General features: G+C 58.3%; 13 protein-coding genes. 10 read left to right on the top strand and 3 right to left on the bottom strand.

Translation table 11 applies throughout. The features are described 5' to 3' along the window. Window positions 1-5: 5 nt before the first annotated feature. From tssC to tssA, 3 genes are read right to left on the bottom strand one after another with little or no spacing between them, the layout of a single operon-like run. Window positions 6-1481 (bottom strand): type VI secretion system contractile sheath large subunit, encoded by a 1476-nt coding sequence (gene tssC / locus BM317_RS08350; RefSeq protein ID WP_092473922.1) that lies wholly within the window; start codon window positions 1479-1481, stop codon window positions 6-8. A 25-nt stretch (window positions 1482-1506) separates the two neighbouring features. After that, the gene (gene tssB / locus BM317_RS08345) at window positions 1507-2010 is read right to left on the bottom strand and encodes a type VI secretion system contractile sheath small subunit (RefSeq protein WP_092473920.1); all 504 of its coding nucleotides are present in this window, start codon (window positions 2008-2010) and stop codon (window positions 1507-1509) included. 32 nt (window positions 2011-2042) lie between these two features. Then, a complete protein-coding gene (tssA, locus tag BM317_RS08340; RefSeq protein WP_092473918.1) occupies window positions 2043-3599 on the bottom strand; it encodes a type VI secretion system protein TssA in 1557 nt (518 codons plus the stop codon). A 448-nt stretch (window positions 3600-4047) separates the two neighbouring features. On the opposite strand from tssA, the gene BM317_RS08335 reads away from it, so the two are divergent. The 10 genes from BM317_RS08335 (at window position 4048) to BM317_RS08290 (ending at window position 20464) form a co-directional block, all read left to right on the top strand. After that, entirely contained in the window at window positions 4048-6096 is a 2049-nt protein-coding gene (locus tag BM317_RS08335; RefSeq protein WP_092473916.1) for a type VI secretion system Vgr family protein, read from the top strand. Then, window positions 6093-6947 (top strand): DUF4123 domain-containing protein, encoded by an 855-nt coding sequence (locus BM317_RS08330; protein ID WP_092473914.1) that lies wholly within the window; start codon window positions 6093-6095, stop codon window positions 6945-6947. Before BM317_RS08335 ends, BM317_RS08330 begins: the two co-directional genes overlap by 4 nt. Then, window positions 6944-7717, top strand: a complete 774-nt coding sequence (locus BM317_RS08325) for a hypothetical protein (RefSeq protein ID WP_092473912.1) — start codon at window positions 6944-6946, stop codon at window positions 7715-7717. Before BM317_RS08330 ends, BM317_RS08325 begins: the two co-directional genes overlap by 4 nt. An 11-nt stretch (window positions 7718-7728) precedes the next feature. Continuing rightward, complete coding sequence (locus tag BM317_RS08320; RefSeq protein WP_092473910.1) at window positions 7729-9906, top strand: lipase family protein; 2178 nt, start codon at window positions 7729-7731, stop codon at window positions 9904-9906. A gap of 213 nt (window positions 9907-10119) precedes the next feature. Next, window positions 10120-11253 carry a type IV toxin-antitoxin system AbiEi family antitoxin gene (locus tag BM317_RS08315; protein WP_092473908.1) on the top strand — a complete coding sequence of 378 codons (1134 nt, stop codon included), beginning with the start codon at window positions 10120-10122 and terminating at the stop codon, window positions 11251-11253. Then, complete coding sequence (locus BM317_RS31025; protein WP_092473905.1) at window positions 11238-12134, top strand: hypothetical protein; 897 nt, start codon at window positions 11238-11240, stop codon at window positions 12132-12134. The genes BM317_RS08315 and BM317_RS31025 overlap by 16 nt, the downstream gene beginning before the upstream one ends. A gap of 579 nt (window positions 12135-12713) precedes the next feature. Then, window positions 12714-13073, top strand: a complete 360-nt coding sequence (locus tag BM317_RS08305) for a DUF6124 family protein (protein WP_092473903.1) — start codon at window positions 12714-12716, stop codon at window positions 13071-13073. Window positions 13074-13474: 401 nt separating this feature from the next. Further along, entirely contained in the window at window positions 13475-14506 is a 1032-nt protein-coding gene (locus tag BM317_RS08300) for a histone deacetylase family protein (protein ID WP_092473901.1), read from the top strand. Between the two features lie 11 nt (window positions 14507-14517). Next, entirely contained in the window at window positions 14518-15618 is a 1101-nt protein-coding gene (locus tag BM317_RS08295) for a polyamine ABC transporter substrate-binding protein (RefSeq protein ID WP_092473899.1), read from the top strand. Between the two features lie 232 nt (window positions 15619-15850). After that, window positions 15851-20464, top strand: a complete 4614-nt coding sequence (locus tag BM317_RS08290; RefSeq protein ID WP_092473898.1) for a dermonecrotic toxin domain-containing protein — start codon at window positions 15851-15853, stop codon at window positions 20462-20464. Window positions 20465-20499: the final 35 nt, after the last annotated feature.

The raw sequence follows: 20499 nt of genomic DNA, 5'->3' as shown, positions 1-20499 counted from the left end.
GGTGCTTACGCCTTGTCCAATTTGCCAACCAACGACAGCGTGAAATCGGCGCCCATGTACTTGAAGTGAGGCCGAACGTTGAGGCCAACGCGGTACCAGCCCGGCTCACCGTCCACGTCACTGACAATGACCTTCGCCGCACGCAATGGACGGCGGCCACGGACTTCGGCACTCGGGTTCTCCTGGTCGGCCACGTACTGGCGGATCCAGTTGTTGAGCTCACGCTCCAGGTCCGTACGCTCTTTCCAGGATCCCAATTGCTCGCGCTGCAGCACCTTCAAATAATGAGCCAGGCGATTGACGATCATCATGTACGGCAACTGGGTGCCGAGTTTGTAGTTCAGCTCGGCATGCTTGTCCTCGGAACTGTTACCGAAGATCTTCGGTTTCTGCACGGAACTGGCGGAAAAAAACGCGGCATTGTCACTGCCTTTGCGCATGGTCAGGGAGATGAAGCCTTCCTCGGCCAATTCGTATTCGCGACGGTCGGACACCAGCACTTCGGTGGGGATCTTGGTTTCGATTTCGCCCATGCTTTCGAAGTGGTGCAACGGCAGGTCTTCGACCGCGCCACCGCTTTGGGGACCGACGATGTTCGGGCACCAGCGGAATTTGGCGAAGCTGTCGGTCAGCCTCGTACCGAACGCATACGCCGTGTTGCCCCACAGGTAGTGCTCGTGGCTGTTGGCAACGGTTTCCTTGTAGACGAACGACTTGACCGGGTTCTCTTGGGGGTCGTATGGGTTGCGCAACAGGAAGCGCGGTACGGTCAGGCCGAAATAACGGGCGTCTTCCGATTGACGGAAGCTCTGCCACTTGGCGAATTGCGGGCCTTCGAAATGGTCTTTCAGGTCTTTGAGGTCCGGCAGTCCGGTGAAGCTCTCCAAGCCGAAGAATTTCGGACCGGCCGCGGCGATGAATGGCGCATGGGACATGCAGGCGACACTGGACACGTACTGCATCAATTTCACGTCCGGCGAGCTTGGGGACATGAAGTAGTTAGCGATGACCGCACCCACCGGCTGTCCACCGAACTGGCCGTACTCTGCGGTGTAGATATGCTTGTACAGGCCCGATTGTATGACTTCCGGCGAGTCCTCGAAGTCATCCAGCAAATCGTCCTTGGACACGTTGAGCATTTCTATCTTGATGTTTTCACGGAAGTCAGTGCGGTCCACCAGCAACTGCAAGCCGCGCCAGGCCGACTCCAACGCCTGGAATTGCGGGTGGTGGAGGATTTCGTCCATCTGGCGACTGAGCTTGGCGTCGATTTCGGCGATCATGCGGTCAACCATGGCTTTCTTGACCGGTTCGCCGCTGTTTTGCGGCTTGAGCAACTCTTCGATGAACGCGGATACACCGCGCTTGGCAATGTCGTAGGCCTCATCGTCCGGGGTCAGGCGGGTCTGGGCGATGATGCGTTCCAGAATGCTGTAATCCGCGTTGTCCTGGCTCTGCTGCTGTACTGCATGGGTACTCATGTTTCGGCTTCCTTGGCTGAAAGAATCAAGCGCTCTTCGCGGTGGTATCCAGACCCAGCTCATCCAGGACGCGACGGCGGGAATCGTCATTGGCGAGTACGCCTTCGATGGCGTTACGAAACGCCGGCGCGTTGCCCAATGGGCCCTTGAGCGCCACCAACGCGTCGCGCAACGCCATCAGCTTGCTAAGTTCCGGTACTTGCTCGACCAGGCTCGCCGGGTTGAAGTCTTTCATCGAGTTCAAGCGCAGCTGTACCGCCAATTCCTCAGTACTGTCCTGTGCCTGGAGACGATTCGGTACGCTCAGGGTCAGGCTCAGCGCTTGCTTGGCCAACACTTCGTCGAAGGTCATTTTGTCGATGCCAATCGGCTTGCGATCCTCGACCTTGCGTTCGTCCTTGCGGTGGGTGTAATCACCGAGCGCCAACAATTTCAACGGCAGTTCAATGTCCTCCCGAGCACCGCCGGTGGCGGGTTTGAAGGTGACGTTGATGCGTTCCTTAGGGGCGACCGAGCCTTCTTTGGCCATGACTTTCTCCTTACAGTTTGGGACTCTGAGACCTATTCAATGACCCGTTCCAGATCGAGGTGACACAACCTGCGATGGGTCTCTTCCTTGCACTCACGTACAGAGTGGTTCTGTGGCAACAACTCGCAGCAACTGTGCAACAGGTGCAGCACCTGCAGTTCCAGGAGGGGTTCCCAGGCGTTCAGACCTGCGTTTCGTAGCGTCTGATCGAGTGCCTCCAGTTGAACCTTGGTGAGTTCGTATTTCCTGGCTGAGAAGCACAGTCGAGCCAGCGCGAACTGCCAGAGGAATCGCTCGCGTGTCCCATGGGCGCCTTGCATGGCTTGCCGGAGCAACTGAACGGCAGGTTTGAGACCGTCCTTGCGCAGGATCGCCTCGGCCTCCTCCAGCTCCAGTTCCCAAGGCGCCTGGTTGTCGGTGACATCGGCTGTGGGGGCCCCGCCGGGACTTTGCAGGTGAGGCATGACCTGGACGGCGATCCAACCCCGGGTGGCCGAGTCGGCGAACGGCGTACCGTCATGCCAGCGCAACTCGATAATGCCCGGCAGGCGCTGGATGAATGACGCGAAGTGGATTTCCACTTCACACATGGCCAATTCGGCGTTCAGCCCTTGCAGGCATTCCCAGGCAAGCCTCTGGCCATCGAACCAGAACGGTGCCGTCGCCAGGCTCGCCTCGATATCCACAAGCAGGTCTGCGTAATCGCCCTGCTGGAGACGGTCCTGATAAGCCTTGAGTTTGTCCGCCGGCAGGCCACGCAACTGGGTGACCCGCTCGGCGTTGCGCTCGGGCAATACATCGATGGCCAGCCAGAGCATGGTGCGATTCAGGCGCAGGGCACGAGCGTCAGTCGCTTTTTGTTTGAGCCACCAGGTGCATAACGGCCGCGCACCTTCCTGCTGGACGCGCAGGGCCTTGTGGGCTTCTTTTTCGTTCTCGATCGGAGTGCCGGGCGTGAACAGCTGGGTGGCAACGTGCTTTACCTGGGCCACAACCGTTCCAATGGCACCCGTTTGCGGCAGGTTTTCGGTGGCCCGCTGGATCATGGTGTTGAGGCGCCGACACAGCGGCAGCAGTAGAGGCGCGTCATCACCCAAGTGGGCGGTGCAAGCAGCGTCGAGGCCTTCCAGTTGCGCCGCCAGATGACGGAATATCGGCAATTGCTCCTTGATCGCAATGTCATCGCCGAACGCTTGCTCAAGGCGAGGCATCAACCAATTGATGCTGGCGGCACGGGTTCGATTTTTGAGCGGATGAATGTCCAGCCAATGGTGCTTGCATAAGTGCTGCAAAAGACCGAGACCCGCCAGCAACCCCTGGAACGACTCACACTGATACAGCGCCCACACCAGCCAGGCCACCACCCGCAGATCCTTCGACTGGGTGCGCAACAACGCTTCACTTGCCTCAAGAACCTTCGGCCAGTCGACATGGCCACTTTCATGCATTGACTGGGTTTTGCTTACCTCGCGCTCCAAGGCTTCGTATTCATTTGAAAAACGCACATCCGCACCCGCAAAACTTTCCTTGGACACAGGAGTTTCGGCGAGCGCCAGATAATGGACGGACAGTTTTTCGGAATACGACATTCACGCCCCTGCTAAGACAATTCGGTTTGTGGCATGGGTTGTTTGGACGACATGGTTATTGAGTGGTAAATATTCAGCTTCGCTTGTAGGAAGTTTCGCCAAACATAATCCAGCCACTTCCTCCTGAACTCACACCACTTTTTTACCAGCCGAACGCTGCGAAGAATGCCAAGGTTTTCAGGATAAAAAAGTAGGAGCTTTCCTTTTTTCAAAGAAATAAATGCAAATAGACATTCGCTGAAACATCCGAAGACGAAACGGTCGTTGACAACGTTTGACCCTCCAGTCCAGGCAACGAAAACCACTTCGAATTATTTCATTCGCAACCTCTTTCTCTTCCAGAGAAAAGTCCTACATCCTTTTCTTTTTTTACCAGCGCCTGCGCGCGCATCCAGCAAGGCTGCTTCAATGAGAGCAGGAGTCAAAGCCACAGCCCAAGGACGTTCGCATGTTCCATACCCTTGATTTGCCCAGCTTCCGTCTCACGATTACTGATCTCAAACATGATCTCCAAGTCGTGGCCTTCAAAGGTTACGAAGCCATCAGCGCACCTTATTCGTTCGATATTGAACTTGTAAGCGAACAAAGCGACATGAATCTGGAACATTTATTAAACAGGCAAGCCTTTCTAACATTCGATAAACAGGGACGCGGTGTCCACGGCCTGATTTATCGCGTTGCACAAGGCGACACCTGCAATCGCTTGACTTACTACAAAGTAAGATTAATGCCACGACTGGCTTATTTGGAACACCGCACCAATCAGCGAATTTTTCAACAAACCAGTGTGCCGCAAATCATCACAACGATTTTCAAGGAGCACGGCATTCTCACGGATGCTCATCGTTTCCAATTAAGTGAAAGTTATCCCCCTCGTGATTACTGCGTGCAATATGGAGAATCCGACTTGCACTTCATTGAACGCCTGTGTCACGAAGAAGGCCTGCATTACCATTTTCAGCACAATGAGTCGGGCCATCAATTGGTATTGGGTGATGACCAGACCGTATTTCCCCGACTTGAACAGCACACTATTTATAAACACGACAACGGGATGGTTTACGACGAACCGGTTATCCATCGGTTTGGCCTGCGGCTGGAACCCCGAACCAGCCGCGTCACGCGTCGTGACTACGACTTCAGGAAGTCGACACGCCTATTGGAGAGCAGTTGCCAGCCCAGCCTCGAAGCGGTCCGGCCAGAGGTGGAGGCCTATGTATATCCGGGTGACTTTACCCAGGAAAAACGCGGCAAGTTATTGAGCCAGAGGACCTTGGAGCGCCATCGCGCCGACTACGTCCAGGCTGAAGGAAAGAGCAATCAGCCGGCACTGACGACGGGACACTTCCTGGCATTGAGTGAGCACCCTCGCCAGGAATGGAATGACCTATGGCTCCTGACCCAGGTGCATCACGAAGGCAAGCAGCCGCAGGTGCTGGAGGAAATGGCCCCTTGCGACACAGGTAGACATGAAGACCACTTCAACCAGGGCTATCGCAATCGCTTTGTTGCCACGCCTTGGAACGCGATCTTCCGCTCGCAGCGGGTTTATCGAAAACCACGTATATCGGGCAGCCAGACGGCAATTGTCACGGGACCCAAGGGTGAAGATGTTCACTGCGACCCGTATGGCCGGGTCAAGGTCCGGTTTTTCTGGGATCGTGCGGGACACTTCGACGACGGCAGCAGTTGTTGGTTGCGAGTCGCCTCCAACTGGGCAGGCAACCGCTACGGCGGCGCCACGATCCCGAGGGTGGGCATGGAGGTGCTAGTGACCTTCATGGAAGGAGACCCTGACAAGCCTTTGATCAGCGGGTGCCTGACCAATAGCGCCAATGCCGCGCCCTACCCGTTGCCGGCACACAAGACCCGCACGGTGTTTCGTTCTTGCAGCTCGCCGGGCAGCCAAGGCTTCAACGAGTTGCATCTGGAAGATCGCGCAGGTCAGGAGCTGATCTATCTGCGGGCCCAGCGCGACATGGAACAGCAAATCGAGAACGACAGCCGCCTGGAGATTGGCAACGATCGGCGGGAAACCATCAAGGGCAACAGCATCACCGTGCTGCACGCCGAGGAGCATCGAACCACGGCCGCCGACCGATCAGTCCAGGTCAAAGGCAATGATTACCTGCGCGTCACCAACCGACACACCCGCGTCGATCAGACAATGGTCGTCGAGGCCGGACAACACGTGCATATCAAGGCGGGTGCCCATCTGGTCCTTGAAGCAGGTGCGACCCTCAGTTTGAAAGCCGGTGGCGAGCACATCGTGATCGACCACAGCGGTGTCTACAGCAGCAGTGCAATCCAGCTCGGCGGCGCGCCCATGGGCAGTATCACCGCATCGTCGTTCACGCCAGGCTCCACGGATCCCTCGCCGGAGCTCGCCCCCACCCAACGTGCCCTGATAGCGGCCAGCAAAGCAGCGGGACTGGATTTCTGCCCTGTCTGCGAGGCTTGCCGTGAGGGTTTCTGCCCAACGGAAGCCGCCGCATGACTCGCTCATTCCCGCACCGATGGCTGATCGAGCAGCAACGTCTCGGGCATGCCTTGTGCGTCGTCCTGGACTCAGAAAATGAGCACCCCATGCGCCAGACACTGCTCAAGAGCCGTCGTCCCGACCAATACCTGAGCATCTACGCCCAAACCCTGGTTGCCGAGCTGGGTGACGCCGGGCCCTTTGTGTTCAGCGTCGAGCGGCCCGGCGACGAACCTATCAATGAATTGCTCAACCGACCGGACAGCCACTGGGGATGGCTTGCCAGCGTTCCCCAAGGTGGCCTGCCAAAACTGGTGGAGCACTGGCGTGAGCGGTTGATCATTGGAGAACGTCCTCATCAGGTGCTGTATCGCTTCCATGACAATCGAGTCCTGGCCCGGGCGCTCAAACATTTGCCCGTTGAAGCCTATCCGGCTTACCTCGGACCGGCGCTCAGTGTTTGCTATTGGCAGGACACGGGTTGGGCAAGCACGGGCAACCCGGCGCCTGGGACATATCCAGTGCCTGATTCACCTCTTTGGTTGCAGGTGCCTGCTACCCCGCAACAAGCAACGCAAGCTCGCCTGCTCAATGCCCGCCGTTTCCTGTTGGCCGAGCATGTCCAGGCCTTCGCCACACTTGCCGAACAACAGGACCCGGAAATGTGGTTGCGCGCCACGCTCGATCAGGCTGGGGCATGGCACTGGCAGACGCCTGAGCAGTTGGAGTTTTTGCTGACCCAAGGCCTGCAAGCTCCCGCCTATAGTCGGGCGTCGTACTGGCAAGTACGCCCAGCAGAAAAGCCCGACGAGCATTTTGAGCGGGTGCGCCTGATGGCGGCGTTCTGCCAAGGAGACGCGCCGCGATGAAACATGCCCTGCGAATTGCGGCTTTGAACGGTTGCCTGGCGATGGCGACAGGTTGTGCCGACAAACCACCGAACACGTTTATTTTCACGGCAGATTTGCCGCCTGACTTTGCCTATCGTGCGGCGGTGTACTACGTACCCGCCCCAGGCGAAACCTGCACCGTCGAGACCCGATATAACAAAGCACCGGTGTTCAACAGGGCGTGGCGCGAGGCCTACAAACCTGATTCCGAAATCGTCATTCGCCGCACCCGCATGGGCTGCCCGCTGGTGATCAATCGCATCGAACTCCAAATCCACTCCGCCTACGGCAAGGATTGGAGCGATATCAGTCAGGACTCGGCCAATATCGTGATTCGCGATGCCCTGGAAGAACAATACAAAGGTGTTTTCAGCGAAGCGGGTGAAAGTACTTTTTACGGCCAATGCCAATGGTTGTTCCGCACGTCAGGCAAGCCTCGCATCCTCAGAAAACTCCTCGACTGCAAAAAAACCAACCCACAGGGCGAGCTTGGGCGCGGGCGTCCTTTCTCGGCGTACACCCTTGCTCAGCTCCCGGGTAGAACCGTGAGGATGAAGATCAACTTGGCCCGCGAAGAGAGACCCTACATGGGTGATACCTGGATAAAGGTGCCCAACGGCTGGAAGCGTTGCATGGGCGATAGTTTCGAAGACCCATACGCATTTTGTTTCGGTAATCACAAAGACTTCAGCGGTTTTCAGATGCCCGACGGACGCAAATGCACTATTTACCCCGGTTGTACGGAATAAGGAGATCACGTATGACGTCGTTTCAAAAGGAATTGGAATCAAGGCTGAGCAGCCGCAATCTGACCTGCCCTGTAGGGGGTAGATGGACCAGCTTTCAGCTCGTCGATGAATGGGGCTCTGGTGAGCCTTATGCGGGGCTGGCCTATGTCGCTACCGATTCGGAAGGACAAAGATATTCGGGCAATCTGGATACCAGGGGTATCGGCAAGGTCACCAACCATTACGCCGGGCCCATTGCCCTTACCTTTGAGCAACCTTGTCAAGGGCAGGAAAAACTCTATATCGAGCTTCAACGCAGAGCTCACTACCCCCTCAAGATCACTGAACTGCAAGTTCGCGCCGAGCAAACCCGCTACCTGAACCCAAACGCCACCCGCACCCGGGAAAACCCGGCACAAGCCTGCGCAGACGACTTTTTCCAGGTGGAAGTGCGGCATCTGGTCGAGCACGTCGCACATTTGCCACCCGAGGTGTACCGCCATTACCCGCAACCGGCAGGGCCGGCACGACTGATGGGCGAACATGGCAAGCTCGGCGTGGCTGTGATGCCGCAAAAACACACGGTACTAGAAATACGGCCGTTGCGTGCCCTGCGGCCCATGCTGTCCACCGCCTCAGCATTCTGCGCGCTCAACTTGTACCAGTTGGCCCTGATGTCGACACTGACCTATTGCTCCTTCGGCCAGAAACCCGACAAGGCTCCGATCACAACGGCGGTGAGCTTCACCCGACAGCCAAGTGTGGGTAACTGGTTCGCCGATGCACTGGCCAAGTCCGAGGAACTCGGGGAGTGCTATCCAGGGCAAAGAAAACCCTACTACTCGCTGTATGAAGACGTGCCCTACTCCAGACGCCTGGAGATCGTGCCATTCGACCCGGCCCTCTACGCGGTCAACGATCCTGAATTGGGCATACATCAAGAGCATCCCGCCAAAGTCCATTTTCTTGACGACACCGGCGAAGAAGACAGCACGGACACCCAGGCCTACATCACCCACAACGACGAGCTGATCCTGATAGCCGTGCGCGGCACCCAGCAACTCGCCGACTTCCTGCGCGACGCCGATGCACGCCAAGTGCCGTTTGAGGAAGGTGTCGGCCAGGTGCATCGAGGCTTCTATGGCGCCGCCAAAAAAACTGCGGCCTTCGTGACGAGTTATCTGGACCGGTTCTACGCCGGGCAAAAACTGCTGATCTGCGGTCACAGCCTGGGCGGCGCAGTAGCATTGCTGCTGGCAGAAATGCTGCGGCGCCGACCGGAAGGCTACACCCTCCAGCTCTACACTTATGGCGCACCTCGCGCCGCCGATGCCACCTTCACAAAAAACGCCGCCCCCCTGGTGCATTACCGAATGGTCAACCACAACGACCCGATACCCAGCGTGCCCGGCAGTTGGATGAATACCAAGGGAAACGTTTATGGCACAGGATTGGCCCTTGCATTCGCCAACGTACCGGTCGGCCTTTCCGTGTTCATCGCGGGCATCACTCGCTGGACGGGCGAATCGTATGAACACCACGGGATCTTGCGACATTTCCTGCCAGTAGAATTCGATCGCAAGGAGCGCTCTTCGATCCTGTGGATGCCCCGTTGCGACACCATCACCCAACACGCCGCCTGCGAGGTGGCCCTCGAGCACAAACATGGCCTGCCGGATCGCCCGGCCTTACTGGCCCAACTCATCCAAACCGGCAACCATTTCATGCTCCCCAGCTACATCCCTGCTTGCTGGGCGACCTTGCGCCGTTGGCAGGAAGCGCACATAACCGGAAGCCCACTGGCGACAAAACGCGAATATGAATGGATCGACAATGCGCTGGCACGGATTACCCAACAGCTGCGTGATGAAGAGCGCTCCCTGGCGAGACGAGGCGCGCCCAATGGACGTAGCGAAAGCGACATCAACATTGCGCTCATTCGCGAGGTCGACAAGCTGCACAGCACCCGCGCGCGTCTGGCTACGTTGCGCACTGCGTCGGTCAGCGAAAAAGACGTCTATGGGAGCTTGTCGGAACACCCCGAGCAACTGGCACAAGACCTGGCCCGCTGGCAGGCACACCCGGAAAACAGGGAGGTGGAGCAACTGGCGATGGCACCAGCTCGGGCTGACGACAGTGAATTGATCCGTGGTGCTCACGGGTACGCCATTGGTGAACCGTATACGCTGGATCTCGATTCAATCGTTTGACCGGCGTAGCCGCCCCCGGGCGAGGAGCAAGCACCGTCGCCAACCAGCTACAAGCCCGTCCTAATGCGCCCAGAATCCTCATAGGTCAAAAAACGATCTATGATTAGCTTATTCGGCTTATTTAGCTGTTCAGCTAAACACCTAATTTGGGCTAAGGTATTGCTTCTTGCAGAGGTTTTGCTGGCCAGCTAAAGATGGGATTGGAGCTAAGATATGGAACGACATCATGATTGGGACTCCAAGCTTGAGGGTCAGGTCTTGGATAGCTTAGAGCACAGTCTCACTGACGCCTTTGGTCACGAGGCACACGTTAAAGTGCACTCAGGCCTGGATTTTTATCATGGGCATGAAGGCCTAAACGCAAGTCCCGACGGTGTGATCGAGCTGAGCATGTCAGCTAAAGACCTAAAGATCCTCGTCGAGGTCATTGGCAGTGCTTACCCCCGAGACATCCGAGACGCAGTCTGGCGCTTGGACAGTTTTGAACGAAATCGCCTCCGCGATGTGGATAGTGTCCGGATGATTGCAGCGGAATCGCTGAGTCCTGGCGCAAAGAAAGAACTGAAAGAGAGAGACATCGCATTTTTTGAGCTAGGTGGAAGCCTCTACCTAAAACATGGCCACTGGCTAGTTGATATACAGCGGCCATCAAAACCCAACACCTCAAGGCGAGCGATACAGCTTTTTACAGATGCTCGCGAAAACGTCATTCATTCGCTGCTAATGCACAGTCATGAATGGCTGACGGGAACCGAGCTATCGAATTTGGCAGAAACCTCTCAGTACACCTGCTCACTGGTGCTTCAAGAGCTAACGCAGCGCGAATGGTGCGAGTCTGTAGGTGGAGGGCCGACCCGCCGGAGACGGTTGGTCAACCCTGGAGCCTTACTCGACGCGTGGGCCGAGCAATGGCAGGCGCGAGCACGTGAGAACTCATCCACTTGGTATACGTTTGTGGAAAGCTCAAAGCACCTGCTTGCCCGGGTTGCAGAAACGGTTGCCGAAAAGCAGGTCGATTATCCATGGGCATTCACAGGGACCGCTGCTGGAAACGTATTCGCACCCTTGCTCACAAGCACAGACACCGTCGACCTGATTGTTCCTAAGGGGTATACGCAGGACATGGCGGATATGCTCGGGCTCAAGCCCGCAAAAAAAGGGTCGAACGTAACCATCACTGAGCGTGAAGGCACTAGCTTGCTGTTCAGGCAGCCGCACCCTGAATACCCTGCATATTTTGCAAGCCCATACATTCTGTATCTTGATCTCCTTGATGGTAGAGGGCGAAACAAAGAGCTGGCTGAGCACATCAGGAATTTTTTGGAGATTGAATGGGCAAGGAATTGAAACCCCGCACGGCTGCGGGGTACGACGCTGATGTGACGCACGCCTGTGAGAGGACCTTGCTTACGCTACTCAGTGCGTTTGGTAATTTGAAGGACACATTGCGTTTAGTCGGCGGCCTAGTGCCTCGCTACCTGACTCCAGAGGCGCCACCAGATGTGCCAACGCATGCGGGTACGTCTGATGTAGACATTGTGCTGAACCCGGAAGTCCTAGCGACCGGCGACGAATACGTTAGTCTTGCCGATCAGTTGAAGGCGCGAGGATTTGTACGTTGGGTCGAGAATGGAAAACCAACGTCTTGGAGATGGCGCAGACAAGTTGATGAGCATATTGAGGTCGTCGTAGAGCTACTGCGTGATGCCGGTGACGAGCAACCTGGAAAGGCCGTAAGCGTCAGCGGTGAGCAGGTCTCAGCACTCACCATTAAACACGCCAGAATCGTGCACGACTGGTATCAAGAAAAAGAGGTCGGTGCTCAACTGCTCGACAGTGGAGGAATGTCGGTCGATATCATACGTTTTGCAGACGTGCCTGCATTCGTGATTCTGAAAGCGCTTGCCCTTGACCAGCGGCAAGAGAACAAGGATGCAGCGGATCTCATCCATGTAGTTCGGTACTCAGGCTCACTTGAAAATGTTGCCAGGCTTTTTGTCGAGCGAATTCGCACGGGGAGGCATGGAGAGGCCGTAAGCGATGGATTGGCTGCATTGGCCCGGCGCTTTGGCGATGATCATTTCAGCGAAGGTTTTGAAAAGGTGGGGGCAGTCGCATACGCACGGTTTCATGGCGGCGAAGATGAAGACGACCTCATTAGCGCACAGCGTTATGCGGCAGGCTTAATTCAAGGCTTGCTCGCAGAAATTGAAGCTCAAATGGCCTGACTTCAGGTTGTTCAAACACCTTTAGACTGCACTCTGGCATGACCGCTGTGCTGCCGCCATCGCGAGCAAGCTCGCTCCCACAAGGAGGTGGCGGTGGACGTACATTTTGTGGCGAGGGGATTTATCCCCGCTGGGCTGCGCAGCAGCCCCAAAAAGGCCGGCGCAGTCCTACAGAAAAACCGCTGCGCCACCGAGCGGGAACGAGCTCCTTCGCCCCGAATCCTGGGCATTACAAAGGCTTGTTTATTCTCCCTTCGCAACGCTTCCACCCAGCTACGAATCCTTGCGCCATTGCCTACAACTACGCCAGAATCCGCCCGCTTGTGCGCCTTGCCCCCGGGTTCTATCGTTTCCCTGCCACTGCCCATCAGTGGTCGGGTTTAGTAGCCCGGGGTTGTGTCAGTAAGATGTACAAGCTCTCCATCGAAGCAGGTTCCTAACCTGTCCTTGATGGTGGCTGTGCGCAGGGCGCTTCGGCGCGCCGGCAATGCTGATCTCCCCGGTCTACTAACCTGCGTACAGCCGCCACCCTTCTTTTAGTAGGGAAGAGGTTGCGGCTTAACCATGGAGTATCAGCACATGTTCAAGCCTACACCGAATCCCCCAGGGACAGACCGCACCTCCCCGCACACCAGATCCGAGGCTAAAAGGCACGACGAAGCCGCCAAACGCGCCCTGGATCACTACCTGCTACCGAAACCGGAAAAGTCCGAAGATGCATCCAAACCGGGGCAGCTCTTCACCGTCGCAAAAAACGCCGACAACGAATGCCTGCTCGCCAATCTCAGCGAGAACCTGGCATCCGCCGACGCGATGATCAGCAACCTGGCCTTCGACCTGGAAGGCCCCCGCCGCCACATCGCCCTCGGCATCCAGCAACTGATTGAACTGAGTTCATTGCTGGCGAACCGAGCGCTAGATAACGTCGATCCACGCTAGCCGCTACAGCACCAATCCCGTGGTGAGGGAGCTTGTTCCCTCGCCACGGATTGTCTACACCTCATAAGCAGGCATCTACCCCGCTGCCACCTTCGCGAGCAGGCTCGCTCCCACAGTGTCCGCAAGCCTCTGCCAAAAGTCGAATTGGCTTAAAGCCCCGCCCATCCGCGACGGCTACGCCGCCGAGCGGGAGCAAGCTCCCTCGCCACAAAATCACCGCGTCGCCATCGAAGCTGCCGTCCTGCTGCCCCAACCCCGCGCACACCCGCGCCAACAAGGGGCGATTTACGGTCAAACTTATTGGCCATTTCGATCCCCTTTTGGCCTCTCCTGCCGTTCTCTGAAACGCCCCACGCCGCAAGACTGTGTTCAAACCGACCAGCCTAGCGGAGAACAAAAAAATGCTGACGATCTACTCAGACGATCACCACCTGCACCATGGGCGCTGCGAGTTGATGGATGGGCAATTGATGCCTTGCTTCGAGATGCCGTCCCGGGCCGATCATGTGTTGGAGCGGGTCAAGGCGCGGGGGCTGGGGCCGGTGGAGGCGCCGCAGGATTTTGGCCTGGGGCCGATCCAGCGCATCCACAGTGCGGCGTACCTGGAATTCTTCAAAGGCGCCTGGGACCGCTGGGCCAAGTACAACCGCGACGGTGATTTGTTGCCCTTTACCTGGCCGGCGCGAACGCTGCGTTCGATCATCCCCACGAGCCTGCACGGCCAGTTGGGTTATTACAGTTTCGACGGCGGCGCGCCGATTACCGCCGGCACTTGGCAGGCGGCTTACAGCGCCGCGCAAGTGGCCCTCACCGCTCAGGCGGACATCCAGCGCGGGGCGCGCAGTGCCTTTGCGTTGTGCCGCCCACCGGGGCACCACGCCGCCGGCGATTTGATGGGCGGTTATTGCTACCTCAACAACGCCGCCATCGCCGCCCAGGCCTTTCTCGACCAGGGCCATCAGAAGGTCGCGATCCTGGATGTGGATTACCACCACGGCAACGGCACCCAGTCGATTTTCTATGAGCGCAGCGACGTGTTGTTCGCCTCGATCCACGGTCACCCCGAGGCGGAGTTTCCGTTCTTTTTGGGGTATGCCGACGAGCAGGGCGAGGGCGACGGCGAGGGCTTCAATTTCAACTACCCTTTGCCGGCCGGCTCCGGCTGGGACACCTGGAGCGCGGCGCTGGAGCAGGCCTGCGGGCAAATCCGGGGTTACGACGCCGATGTCATCGTCGTGTCCCTGGGTGTAGACACGTTCAAGGACGACCCCATCTCGCAATTCAAGCTCGACAGCCCGGATTACCTGGCGATGGGCAAGCGCATCGCGGCGCTCGGCAAGCCGACGCTGTTCGTGATGGAAGGCGGCTACGCGGTGGCAGAAATCGGCATCAATGCCGTGAACGTTCTTGAAGGTTTCCAAAGCGCCCCATGAGGAATCACAGCATGAACAGACTCAAGCGTTTTATGGCTCCAGCCGTGTGCGCCGCGCTGCTTTGCGGCGCTGCCCAGGCCGAGGAGCGCACCTTGCGCGTCTACAACTGGTTCGACTACATCACGCCCAAGGCCTTGGACGATTTCAAGGCGCAGAACAGCCAGGTCAAGCTGGTCTACGACATCTTCGACACCAACGAGGCCCTGGAGGCCAAGCTGCTGACGGGTAATTCCGGCTATGACGTGGTGGTGCCGTCCAACATGTTCCTGGCCAAGCAGATCGAGGCCGGGGTGTTCCAGCCCCTGGACCGCAGCAAGTTGCCGAACTGGAACCACCTCGATCCCAAGCTGATGAAGCTGATCGAAGCCAACGACCCGGGCAACAAGTTCGCCGTGCCCTACATGTACGGCACCATCCTGATCGGCTTCAACCCGGACAAGATCAAGGCCGCCCTGGGCGACAACGCGCCGGTGGACAGCTGGGACCTGATCTTCAAGGAAGAGAACATCAGCAAGCTCAAGCAGTGCGGCGTGGCGTTGCTGGATTCGCCGTCGGAGATCCTGCCCCTGGCCTTGCAGCACCTGGGCCTGGACCCCAACAGCAAGAAGCCGGCGGACTACGCCAAGGCCGAAGCGCTGATGATGAAGATTCGCCCGCACATCACCTATTTCCACTCGTCCAAGTACATGGCCGACATCGCCAACGGCGACATTTGCGTGGCGGTGGGTTACTCCGGCAGCTTTTCCCAGGCGGCCAACCGCGCCAAGGAGGCCAAGAACGGCGTGACGGTGGACATGCGCCTGCCCAAGGAAGGCGCGCCGATCTGGTTCGACATGCTCGCCATTCCCAAAGGCGCCGCCAACCCAGGGGACGCCTACGCCTTTATCAACTATTTGCTGCAACCGCAGGTGATCGCGCCGGTCAGTGATTTTGTCGGCTATCCGAACCCGAACAAGGACGCGACCGAGATGGTCGACCCGGCGATCCGCAACAACCCCAACCTGTACCCGACCGAAGCGGCCATGGCCACGCTTTACACCTTGCAACCGTTGCCACGGGATGCCGAACGGGCGCGGACGCGGGCCTGGACGCGGATCAAGTCCGGTCAGTGAGACCGCCAAGCTAAACAGAAAACCTGTGGGAGCGAGCTTGCTCGCGAAGACGCCGGCACATTCAACATCACCGGCGCCTGATACACCGCTTTCGCGAGCAAGCTCGCTCCCACAGGCGTTATCCCCGTCCCATACATAGTTACCACCTTCCCCGTTTTGAGCCGCCCTAGCATGGAAAACCCCGAGCGTTTCGCTCCGGGAACGCCATGGATCACAAGACAGGGAGACTCAGATGACATCTACGTCTAACACCAGGCCCAAAGCCGACCCCAAGGAAGCGGTGTACAACCAGTTGCTCGCAGGGCCCACCTATCCAGAGGTCGCGGCCGTGCTCCTGAGCGATGGCCTCAAGAAGCTCTACCCCACGCTCAACCTCGATCCGCACAATACCTTGGTCGGCGAGCCGGCCTGGGACATAGTCGATGACGAAATCGTGCGGCGCCCGACCCGCTACGAAACCCTCAGCGAGATGCTGGCCGGGCTGGTGAACGAAAAAAGCGACCCGCTGCTGCTGATCGAAGGCTTGCACTTCCTCACCCAGCTGCCGCTCACCGAGCCCGAAGTGCATTTGCCGGTGCGCATCGACCAGATCGGGCGCCTGCTCAACGAACTGGTGCCGGCCATGCTGACCGCCTGTCAGGAGCAGCAACTGGCGTATTGGAATGCGCCGCAGGGCGAGTCCGGCCCACTCTGGCATGAACTCTCCAGCACCCTGCGCAAGGCCTGGGACGTCGGGCACGTCAAGGGCTGGACAGCGACTGAATGCGCCATGGCCAGGCAATTGTTCCTTCACCCCGACCGCAAGGACCGTAAGGACCACGACCCTTATGACAGCCACGCGTACCTGGTCGACATCGATAACGTCGATGGCCCTGAGGTCAGACGCCTGGGCGACAACTCGCTCGTGGTGCTGATCGGTACGGTCGATAGAAAGGAAGTCATCCTGGCCTACTCGCTCAACAACGGCTATGAGAAGTTCGATTCACGGCAGGCCCTGGGGAAATCCTTGCCGTCCCACTTCGTTCCGGGCAGCTACCGGAAACTCCAATGGCGGCTGTACGAGCCCGACGGCAATATTTTCGATCACAAGGCCTGCGGGGTAATCGCCGAGCAAGTCACGATCCTCGGGACCTTTCCGCAAACATGGCCGACCTCCGAAAACACATTGTCCCCGGCCTACGGCGAAGAAACGGACGACGATGCGCTCGTGGCCTGGTTCCAGAGACAAATGCCCGATTGGTTGCTGGGGGCCTCGCCGACCGACCAGATCCTGTTCGCCCAACACATGAAGAACCTGTCGATCTTGAACCAGGTCCATGCCGGCAAAACCTACCTGGATGAGATTCCTCCCCTCAAGGAATATGCGCTCGGCCTGCTGAAAAAGCAGATGGTCTCGGAACACGCCGACGCCTCGAAGCTCGACCTGGACGCCATCGAGATCGAGGTACGCAGCCCCGTGGTCTGGGGCACCTTCGTGGTGCCCGGCAAGATCGAGACCACCCGGTTCAGCCTTGTCGAGCTCGCCTTGCAAAACCTCATCGCCCTTCCCCTTGGCGACAAGATCGTCAAGTTCGTGGACGACACCGAGTTGCCCGATTGGATGACCGTCGAGTACGTCGAGAGCCTCATCACTCAGGTCGACATCGGCCGTGTCTACCCCGAGCTGATCAAGCACAAGCTGCTCGACGATCCGGCGGAGTCGAGCCGCCGCGAAAAGCTCTACACGTCCCAGTTACGCATCCAGCTCCCGATGCTCGCGCTGGAATGCAAGATCCGTGGCCTGGGTCACTTGGACGATCGAGGCTACCGCTACGTCGCCGCACTGATGCAGCCCGAAGAAGCCAATCGCAAGGTGGATGGAAAAACCATCGTCCTGCGCAAACTGGCCTTCGTGCCCGAGCTACAGCTGGGCGACGCGGAGGATGTCGTGGCCAACATGTTCATCATCGGCCCCGAGGACTCGAGCGCCGGGCCCTGCGTGCTGTATCGCCCCATGATGGAGCCGCAGTTGAGCCAGTACCCGGCGTTCAGCAACCTGTTGTACGCGATCCGGCAAACCCCTTCTTTGCGTCAATCGGTGCTGGCGTGGTTGCCCGATGGGGTGCGCGACGATTACGGCCGGTTTGTCTTTCCCGACGTGCTGCCCTCCCCTTGGAGCATCGTGGCGTTCGTGGCCGCCCCGTTGACTTCATTGGCCAATAGCGGCCCCGTCAGGTTGACCGACAAGACCCTCGGGGCGGATTTTCTGCCGCTGTTGTTCAAGGCCAACGCCGACGCGCTGGTGGAACTGGCTGATCGGCAAGCGGTGTCCAACCGTGAAAATCGCTGGGAAACCTTCAAGCGGACAGGCTGGCTGATTTTCAACCTGGCCTTGCCTTACCTCGGGACCACCGTCGGCACTGCGGCCTGGCTCTGGCAAATCATGGACGACATCGACAAGCTGTCGCAGCGCAACGACGAAGCCAATCGCCCGGTCAAGTGGGAGGCGTTCGCCGATCTGTTGTTGAACATCGCACTGGCGATCATCACCCACGCCATCGACCGCGCCAGGGCCGTCAGGAATTCGAATCGGGCACAGCCATCGAAGGAGGTGCGCGAACTCGAGAGCCTGCCAAAACCCGAACATCAACTGGTGATAGAACAGCTCGAACCGTTGTCGAGCACGGCGCTGCCGACCGAACACTACAAGGCCATCCGTTCCAGTGGCGCCTTGATGGGACGCTCGAGGGAAAGCACCCGGCTCCTGGACGCCTTGAGCATCGACGAACCCGCAGAGCCCGGGCAACTCCAGGCCGAAGGCGCGCTAAAAGGGCTCTACGAACGAAGCGGGAACTGGTACGCAAAAATGGCGGGGAGCTGGTTCAAAGTAAAAGTCGAAGGCGAGTCGGTCTCTATCGTCGACGGGAAAGATCCCTCCCACGAGGGCCCGCCCCTGATGAGCGATGCGCACGGCACATGGCATATCGATACGCGCCTGCGATTACGCGGCAGCGGTTCCAAAGGCGTCCGGCAAAAAGTCATCGCCGACGCGCAGCGGCGCCGGACCGAGCTGCTGGCCTCCCTGAACCGGTTCGAAGAAAAGAAACCGCAGAACCAGAAACTGCTGACCATGCAAGCCAAGGAAATGAACGAGGCTGCGGGGCCGGCCAAGGAAATAAAACGCGACGAATATGTGGACCTGCTGAAAACACAGCGGGAACACTACGAGAAGGCGTTGCGGACATTGATGGAATGGCCACTCTTCCAGTCGCGGCCCGACTACGCTCGCACCCGGCTCGGCTACCTGAACGCGCAGATCGATTTCACCTTCGCCGAAATGGAGGCGCTCCAGGAACGATTCATCCCGGCCTTGAACAAGGCCAAGGGCATGATCACCTCCGGGGTCGAGGTGCTGGAGCAACAGCACATCGACGCGGCCGAGAGCATGATCAGCGTCGGCGACGACATGATCGAACGCCTGGACTACATGGAAACGCGCTTCACCGAGCTGAAGACTGTGGGCTACGAAGGCTTCGAATTTGTCCATCGGCACCGCAAGAAGATGCCGCTCTACACGGGCGCCGACCTTCGTATGATCAAGCTGGATATGTATCGCCATCTCTGCCTGTCGCTGGAAAGCGTCGAGTCGATGCCCGAGGGCTGGGAGGCGGTCAACCAGGTCGTGGATAACGCCACGGTGGCGTTCCAGAGCTTGCGCGACGCGATCGATGAACGAAGTGCGATCCGGCTGGACGAGCGAATCGATGCATTTGGCAGCCTGGCCGAACAGTTCACCGCCATCGATGAACACCTCCAATACCTGGGTAACGAATACAAGGGCAGCGTTCGGCCGTTGCAACTGGCTCGACTGCGCTCGGGGATCGCCACGCTGGAGCAATGGACGCTGCGCCACCTGGGGGCGGCCCTGGATGAACGAAAGGATCGGCGCAGCTCGGGGTTGCCTTATGAGCAACGGCCCAGGCCCAGGAAGAAATTCATCCGGGCGCGTTTTTGGGGCCTGGTCAGTGGCGAGCCGCGCTTGTCCAGGTTGATGGAGGAAACGGACTGGGTCGATGTGAAAAACCCTTTCTCGGGAGAAATCATCGTCACGTTCCACCGCAAGGAAACCGGCGAATGGATCCCCCACGTAAAGCCCGATGCTGCACCGGCTGCCGTCCCGGCATTGAATATCAGCGTCGCCAAGGGCAACGACCTGATCAATGGCTTGGCGGCGTTCAAGGCGCAGATCGAAGAAACCGCAAAAAAACCCAACCAAACGCCCGCCGGTCTCGGAATGATCCTCAACGCCCACGCCGGCAGGATGGAGAAAATCAGCGCGGCAATCAAAAAAGCACTCGACCAGGCGCAAGGCGTGGCCTCCAACGAAACGTTCGAACTGCCGGCAGAGCAACGGCGCGCGGCCGAAACCTTGCGCGGGCAACTCGAAAGGGAATCGAGCGCCCTTTACATCCTGGGCTTCGACACGGTCTTGAATCTCATCAAGCAACGCCCGCCGACCATGAGCAGCATCCTGTGGCTCAAGAGCCGGAACCAGATTTCCATCAGCAAACAAAAGAGCCGTCAACGCATCAAGACCCCACCCTACGGCTATCTCGACCGCTACGAGATCAAGGACGTGAAAACCAATAAAACCCTCTGGTTCGCGGATTTCCGTTACTCGAAAAGCTGGGTTCCCGCCTACGCATTTCTTTCTGCACGCTTGAAAACCATCGAGCAAGCCGGTCAAGAAGCCCTCGACGTCGAAGACACCCAGTCCCTCACCCAGCATCAACTGGTCGACCATTACCGCAGCGAAATTGCCGTGGATCAGGCCAAGGAAGTGTTCTTTCATAAAGCCCGCTCATGAACCAAGGCCGGGGCATTTGCCGATGCTCCGGTCCC

The organism is Pseudomonas sp. NFACC24-1, from assembly GCF_900115235.1.
Taxonomy (GTDB): Bacteria; Pseudomonadota; Gammaproteobacteria; order Pseudomonadales; family Pseudomonadaceae; genus Aquipseudomonas; species Aquipseudomonas fluorescens_AA.
Note: the sequence above shows the minus strand (reverse complement) of the source record. Positions and strands in the feature narration are given on the sequence as shown.

Coding starts and splice junctions, on each gene's coding strand:
- tssC (WP_092473922.1), bottom strand. CDS start 1,481: ATGAGTACCCATGCAGTACAGCAGCAGAGCCAGGACAACGCGGATTAC.
- tssB (WP_092473920.1), bottom strand. CDS start 2,010: ATGGCCAAAGAAGGCTCGGTCGCCCCTAAGGAACGCATCAACGTCACC.
- tssA (WP_092473918.1), bottom strand. CDS start 3,599: ATGTCGTATTCCGAAAAACTGTCCGTCCATTATCTGGCGCTCGCCGAA.
- BM317_RS08335 (WP_092473916.1), top strand. CDS start 4,048: ATGTTCCATACCCTTGATTTGCCCAGCTTCCGTCTCACGATTACTGAT.
- BM317_RS08330 (WP_092473914.1), top strand. CDS start 6,093: ATGACTCGCTCATTCCCGCACCGATGGCTGATCGAGCAGCAACGTCTC.
- BM317_RS08325 (WP_092473912.1), top strand. CDS start 6,944: ATGAAACATGCCCTGCGAATTGCGGCTTTGAACGGTTGCCTGGCGATG.
- BM317_RS08320 (WP_092473910.1), top strand. CDS start 7,729: ATGACGTCGTTTCAAAAGGAATTGGAATCAAGGCTGAGCAGCCGCAAT.
- BM317_RS08315 (WP_092473908.1), top strand. CDS start 10,120: ATGGAACGACATCATGATTGGGACTCCAAGCTTGAGGGTCAGGTCTTG.
- BM317_RS31025 (WP_092473905.1), top strand. CDS start 11,238: ATGGGCAAGGAATTGAAACCCCGCACGGCTGCGGGGTACGACGCTGAT.
- BM317_RS08305 (WP_092473903.1), top strand. CDS start 12,714: ATGTTCAAGCCTACACCGAATCCCCCAGGGACAGACCGCACCTCCCCG.
- BM317_RS08300 (WP_092473901.1), top strand. CDS start 13,475: ATGCTGACGATCTACTCAGACGATCACCACCTGCACCATGGGCGCTGC.
- BM317_RS08295 (WP_092473899.1), top strand. CDS start 14,518: ATGAACAGACTCAAGCGTTTTATGGCTCCAGCCGTGTGCGCCGCGCTG.
- BM317_RS08290 (WP_092473898.1), top strand. CDS start 15,851: ATGACATCTACGTCTAACACCAGGCCCAAAGCCGACCCCAAGGAAGCG.